At 37.9% G+C, this 6,000-nt stretch carries 6 protein-coding genes; all 6 read left to right on the forward strand.

Going from position 1 to position 6,000, the window contains the following annotated elements; translation table 11 throughout:
• Positions 1–22: 22 nt before the first annotated feature.
• Positions 23–1,720, forward strand: a complete 1,698-nt coding sequence (locus ACHUE4_RS06000) for a long-chain-fatty-acid--CoA ligase (RefSeq protein WP_394188467.1) — start codon at positions 23–25, stop codon at positions 1,718–1,720.
• A 91-nt stretch (positions 1,721–1,811) separates the two neighbouring features.
• A complete protein-coding gene (locus ACHUE4_RS06005) occupies positions 1,812–2,393 on the forward strand; it encodes a TetR/AcrR family transcriptional regulator (protein ID WP_394188468.1) in 582 nt (193 codons plus the stop codon).
• A gap of 17 nt (positions 2,394–2,410) precedes the next feature.
• The gene (locus tag ACHUE4_RS06010) at positions 2,411–3,184 is read left to right on the forward strand and encodes an enoyl-CoA hydratase (protein ID WP_394188469.1); all 774 of its coding nucleotides are present in this window, start codon (positions 2,411–2,413) and stop codon (positions 3,182–3,184) included.
• Positions 3,185–3,209: 25 nt separating this feature from the next.
• Positions 3,210–3,983, forward strand: a complete 774-nt coding sequence (locus ACHUE4_RS06015; protein WP_394188470.1) for an electron transfer flavoprotein subunit beta/FixA family protein — start codon at positions 3,210–3,212, stop codon at positions 3,981–3,983.
• A 37-nt stretch (positions 3,984–4,020) separates the two neighbouring features.
• Entirely contained in the window at positions 4,021–4,995 is a 975-nt protein-coding gene (locus ACHUE4_RS06020; protein WP_394188471.1) for an electron transfer flavoprotein subunit alpha/FixB family protein, read from the forward strand.
• A gap of 766 nt (positions 4,996–5,761) precedes the next feature.
• Positions 5,762–6,000, forward strand: a 239-nt coding sequence (locus tag ACHUE4_RS06025; RefSeq protein ID WP_463510137.1) for an IS110 family transposase, incomplete at its 3' end; no start/stop codon positions are given.

Consider the following 6,000-nt stretch of genomic DNA (forward strand, 5'->3'; position numbering starts at 1 on the left):
ATTTAAAAAAGGGGGAAATACAATGACGGCAAAACCTTGGTTATCACAATATCCACCCGAAATTCCGCACACGCTTAATTACGATCCAATACCTGTTCAAGAATATTTGACGCGTGCTTATAAGAATTATCCGGAAAAAGTAGCCATTCATTTTCTTGGGAAAGATGTCACGTATAGCGAATTATATGAATCTGCTTTAAAGTTTGCTAACTACTTACGCACGATAGGAATTGAAAAAGGGGATCGAGTAGCAATTATGCTACCTAACTGTCCTCAAAATGTAATTGCTTACTACGGTATTTTGTATGCTGGTGCAATTGTAGTACAAACAAATCCTTTGTACACAGAACGGGAAATTTCTTATCAAATGAAGGACTCTGGAGCTAAAGCGATTTTGTCTCTTGATATTTTATTCCCACGTATTTCGAAGGTTTTAAAAGAAACGAATCTTGAAAACGTTATCATTACGGGTATTAAAGACTATTTACCATTCCCGAAAAATTTGGTGTATCCTTTTATTCAGAAAAAGCAATATGGCTTTAGTGTTAAAGTAGAGCATCGTGGAATGAATCACCTATTCCCTGAAATTATGAAAGTAGCTAAGGCTGAACCTTTAGAAAATGCTTTCAATTTTGAAGAAGATATTGCAATTTTGCAGTATACTGGTGGTACAACTGGTTTCCCTAAAGGTGTTATGCTGACGCACAAAAATCTAATCTCAAATGCTTCTATGTGTGATGCATGGCTTTATAAGTGTAAAAAAGGGGAAGAGACGATTTTAGGGATTTTACCATTCTTCCATGTGTATGGAATGACCACTGTTTTAATCCTGTCTGTTATGTTAGGAAATCGTATGGTTTTATTACCGAAATTTGATGTGGACTCGGCATTGAAAACGATTGATAAACAAAAGCCAACATTGTTCCCTGGTGCACCAACTATTTATATTGGACTATTAAATCATCCAGATATTGCGAAGTACGATTTGTCGTCAATTGAAGCTTGTTTAAGTGGTTCTGCACCGCTTCCAGTAGAAGTTCAAGACAAGTTTGAACAAGTTACCGGCGGAAAGTTAGTCGAGGGATATGGCTTAACGGAATCTTCTCCTGTTACTCATGCCAATTTTGTGTGGGACGTTGAGAGAATTAAAGGCTCTGTAGGAGTTCCTTGGCCAGATACAGAAGCTGCGATTTTCCAAATGGATTCAACTGAACCATTGCCACCTGGAGAAATTGGAGAAATTTGTGTACGAGGTCCACAAATTATGAAAGGTTATTGGAATCGACCAGAAGAAACAGCTGCAACAATGCGTGATGGTTGGTTATTAACCGGAGATTTAGGTTATATGGATGAAAAAGGTTTCTTCTATGTTGTTGATCGTAAGAAAGATATGATTATAGCAGGTGGATTTAATATTTATCCTCGTGAAATAGAAGAAGTTTTATATGAACATCCTGCGATTCAAGAATGTGTGGTTGCTGGAATACCAGATCCATATAGAGGCGAAACAGTAAAAGCATATATCGTGTTAAAAGAAGAAGAAAATATTTCTGAAGAAGAATTAAACACGTTCTGTCGCGAACATTTAGCGTCTTATAAAGTACCGAGAATTTATGAGTTCAGAAAAGAATTACCGAAAACGGCGGTCGGAAAAATTTTACGTCGCTCATTAGTTGATGAAGAAAAAGAAAAAGTAAAACAAGCTTCCGAGATTTCTTAGAGAGATTTCTTGACACGCACAGCTTGTTCATAATAATATGAAAATATGAATGAATAGTCATTCATATTTTCTTTTTTTGGTGGTGAATTTATTGAAACGAGACAAACCGAAATATAAACAAATAATTGATGCTGCCGTTATTGTTATTGCTGAAAACGGGTACCACCAAGCACAAGTTTCTAAAATCGCGAAACAAGCAAGTGTCGCTGACGGAACCATTTATTTGTATTTTAAAAACAAGGAAGATATTCTCATTTCGGTTTTCACCGAAAAAATGGGCGTGTTCGTCGAAAATTTAAAACAGATTATTAAAGATGAATCAACTGCTTGTGAAAAGCTTTTGAAGATGATTGATAATCATTTCCGTGTACTAGCAACTGATCACCATTTAGCAATCGTTACTCAGTTGGAGTTACGCCAGTCAAATAAAGATATTCGATTAAAGATTAACGATGTTTTAAAAGAATATCTTGTCTTGCTTGATCACATTTTGATTGAAGGACTGGAAAATGGAGAATTTAATAAAGATTTGGACATACGACTTGCTCGTCACATGGTGTTTGGTACAATTGATGAGACCATTACAACGTGGGTCATGAATGATCAAAAATACGATCTAATGAAATTAGCTCCAAAAGTGCAAAAGTTACTTCTTAGTGGTATGAGAGCATAACTGAAAGGGTGAAGTGAGTGGAGTTTTTAAGTTGGACAATCGAAGATTATGTTGCGGTTGTAAAAATTAACCGACCACCTGCAAATGCATTATCAAGAGCATTGATTCTTGAAGTCAATGAATTGTTAAACGCAGTTGAACACGATAAAGATGTGCGTGTTGTTGTTTTACAAGGAGAAGGACGTTTCTTTTCTGCAGGAGCAGATATTAAAGAGTTTACATCTATTCAAACTGGGGAAGAGTTCTCTGCACTAGCTGCAAGTGGACAAGAAATTTTCGAACGTGTTGAACGTTTCTCTAAACCAGTTATTGCTTCAATTCATGGTGCTGCACTTGGTGGGGGATTAGAGCTCGCTATGAGCTGTCATCTGCGAATCGTATCTGAGAATGCTAAACTAGGATTGCCAGAACTTCAATTAGGGTTAATACCTGGTTTTGCTGGCACACAAAGACTTCCTCGACTAGTAGGTGTTCCAAAAGCAGCAGAAATGCTATTTACTAGTGAACCTATTACTGGCTTAGAGGCTGTCCAATGGGGATTAGCAAATCGTGCATTTGCTGAAGAGGAACTTGAAGCTAAGACGATGGAATTAGCAAAAAAAGTAGCTAAAAAGAGTCCTGTTGCAGTTAAAGCATCCATTGAAATGTTGCAATTTGCAAAAACTTACTCGTATGATGAAGGTGTAAAAGCTGAAGCACAATCTTTTGGAACCGTTTTCGTTTCAGAAGACGCAAAAGAAGGCATTCAAGCTTTCCTTGAGAAACGAGAGCCTGTGTTTAAAGGAAACTAATTACAAGTATTGGGAGGTCTGTCACATGAATATTTATGTGTTGGTAAAACGTACATTCGATACAGAAGAAAGAATCGTTGTTTCAGGTGGGAAAATTCAAGAAGATGGTGCAGAATTCATTATTAATCCTTATGATGAATATGCAATTGAAGAAGCAATTCAAGTTCGCGATGCTCATGGCGGGGAAGTAACCGTTTTAACTATGGGTGGCGAGGAAGCTGAAAAACAGCTTCGAACTGCATTAGCAATGGGTGCTGATAAAGCTGTGTTAATAAATGTTGAAGACGATATTGATGAACTTGATCAATTCACTTCAGCACAGATTTTAGCTGACTACCTAAAAGACAAAAATCCAGACTTAATCTTAGCAGGAAACGTAGCAATCGATGGCGGATCAGGACAAGTAGGACCACGTGTTGCTGATTTACTTGATATTAACTATGTAACAACAATTACTAAGTTAGAAATTAACGGAACTCAAGTTAGCATTGTAAGAGATGTTGAAGGGGATTCAGAAGTAATTGAAACTTCTTTACCACTTTTAGTAACAGCTCAACAAGGTTTAAATGAACCACGTTATCCATCACTTCCGGGGATTATGAAAGCTAAAAAGAAACCATTGGATGAAGTGGAACTAGACGATTTAGATATTGATGAAGACGATGTTGTTGCAAAAACGGAGACAATTGACATTTACTTGCCTCCTAAAAAAGAAGCAGGTCGCGTATTAGAAGGCGACATTTCTGCTCAAGTAACAGAATTAGTACAGTTACTTCGTACAGAAGCAAAAGTCATATAATCGGATCTGAACATTTGTATTGGAGGGAAAACACATCATGACAAAAAAAGTTATCGTTTTGGGTGAAGCGCGTGAAGGCGTTTTACGTAATGTATCGTTTGAAGCAATTGCAGCTGCTAAAAAAATATCTGGTGGCGGAGAAGTTGTCGCTATTTTACTAGGAGATTCTGTACAAGCTTTAGGAAATGAAATGATTCATTATGGGGCAGATCGTGTTGTTACGGTTGAACATCCTCATTTAAAAACATATACATCTGACGGCTATAGCCAAGCATTCATGGCTGTCGTTGAAAATGAAAAACCAGATGCTGTTGTCTTTGGGCATACGGCATTAGGTAAAGATTTATCTCCAAAAGTAGCAAGTAAATTACAATCAGGATTAATTTCTGATGTTACTGATATTGAAGGAGAAGGAGAAGGTGCAGTATTCATTCGCCCAATCTTCTCTGGTAAAGCATTTGAAAAAGTAAAAATCAAAGAAGGAATCGTTTTTGTAACGATTCGTCCAAACAATATCGAACCTCTAGCACATGATGAAAGCCGTTCTGGTGACGTGTCATCTGTGAGTGTAGATATTACAAACCTTCGTACGATTATTAAAGAAGTTGTTCGTAAATCAACTGAAGGCGTTGATTTATCAGAAGCAAAAGTAATCGTTGCTGGTGGCCGTGGAGTGAAGAGTGAAGATGGTTTCGAACCATTAAAAGAACTTGCGGACCTATTAGGTGGGGCAGTAGGAGCTTCTCGTGGTGCTTGTGATGCTGATTACTGTGATTACTCACTTCAAATCGGTCAGACTGGTAAAGTTGTAACACCAGATTTATATATTGCAGCTGGTATTTCGGGAGCAATTCAACATTTGGCTGGTATGTCAAACTCGAAAATCATCGTTGCTATTAATAAAGACCCTGAAGCGAATATCTTCAAGGTAGCTGACTACGGAATTGTTGGAGATCTTTTCGAGGTAATTCCAATGCTTACTGAAGAATTCAAAAAAATGAAATCAAATTAATCAACTAAACTCCGTACATTTTGTACGGAGTTTTCTTGTTGATGAAAATTTATTAATGCTATATATTATAATGAAATTCGAATTAATTTGATTTCCACTTCAGGCGGACGCTTTCCGTGGGCACGGCTTCAAGCTCCTCGTCACTTTGTTCCTTTGGGGCTTTCAGCTCGTGCTATTCCCACTGGAGTCGCCGCCTTGCGCTCCAATCAACGATCTCTGCTTAAACGGATAATTGACAATAATACCACTTAACTGATTGCTGGTTTTGTATAAATATATTTCAAATGATTAATAAAGAAGCTTGTTGTCTATTCCTTTCGTTTATCTCTGAAGCAATAGACAACCATTTTCCAATTAGTAGAGATTAGAGTTGCTATTTTATAATAAACAAAATGGATAAAATTATATTCAAATTTAAACGATTTCTAGTTGTTTGGAATGGAGGCGGCGACTCCGAGGGGATCAGCACGAGATTTAGACCCTGGACTGAGCATCGCGAGGGAAGCGGCTAAAGCCGTGCCCCCCGGAAACATACTAACATTAGTAGTACAAACCAAGGCCACGGTTTGTGCTACTATTTTTTTGTAGAAGTGAAGGGAAGTCGTGCGGACGCTGGGGTCTTAGAATCCGAATCAGGAAACCGACTCACTTCACACCCTTATCAGAATCAGATTAGTATGTTGGGTCTTCGAGACCGTGTATAAGAAAGTGGAATCGATAAGGCACTGTGATGGACTTCTATGAAGAATGAAAAAGGAGGAAACGTATGAAACACGTTATCGCTTTTGATGTCAGTATGGGAAAAAGTACGATGGTCGTTTACGATCACAATCAGCACTGCCACCATGAAGGCGAATTGGAACATAACCAAACCGGTTTTCAATCACTAAAAAAGCGCATTGATTCCTTAACAGATCTCGATGGTCAAGTGCCTGAAATCGTATTCGAAGCTACAGGAGTCTATTCGCAAGGTCTTGAGAAATTCCTGCAGGAAAATCAATATCC

The organism is Paenisporosarcina quisquiliarum (assembly GCF_043641925.1).
GTDB classification, from domain to species: Bacteria; Bacillota; Bacilli; order Bacillales_A; family Planococcaceae; genus Paenisporosarcina; species Paenisporosarcina quisquiliarum_A.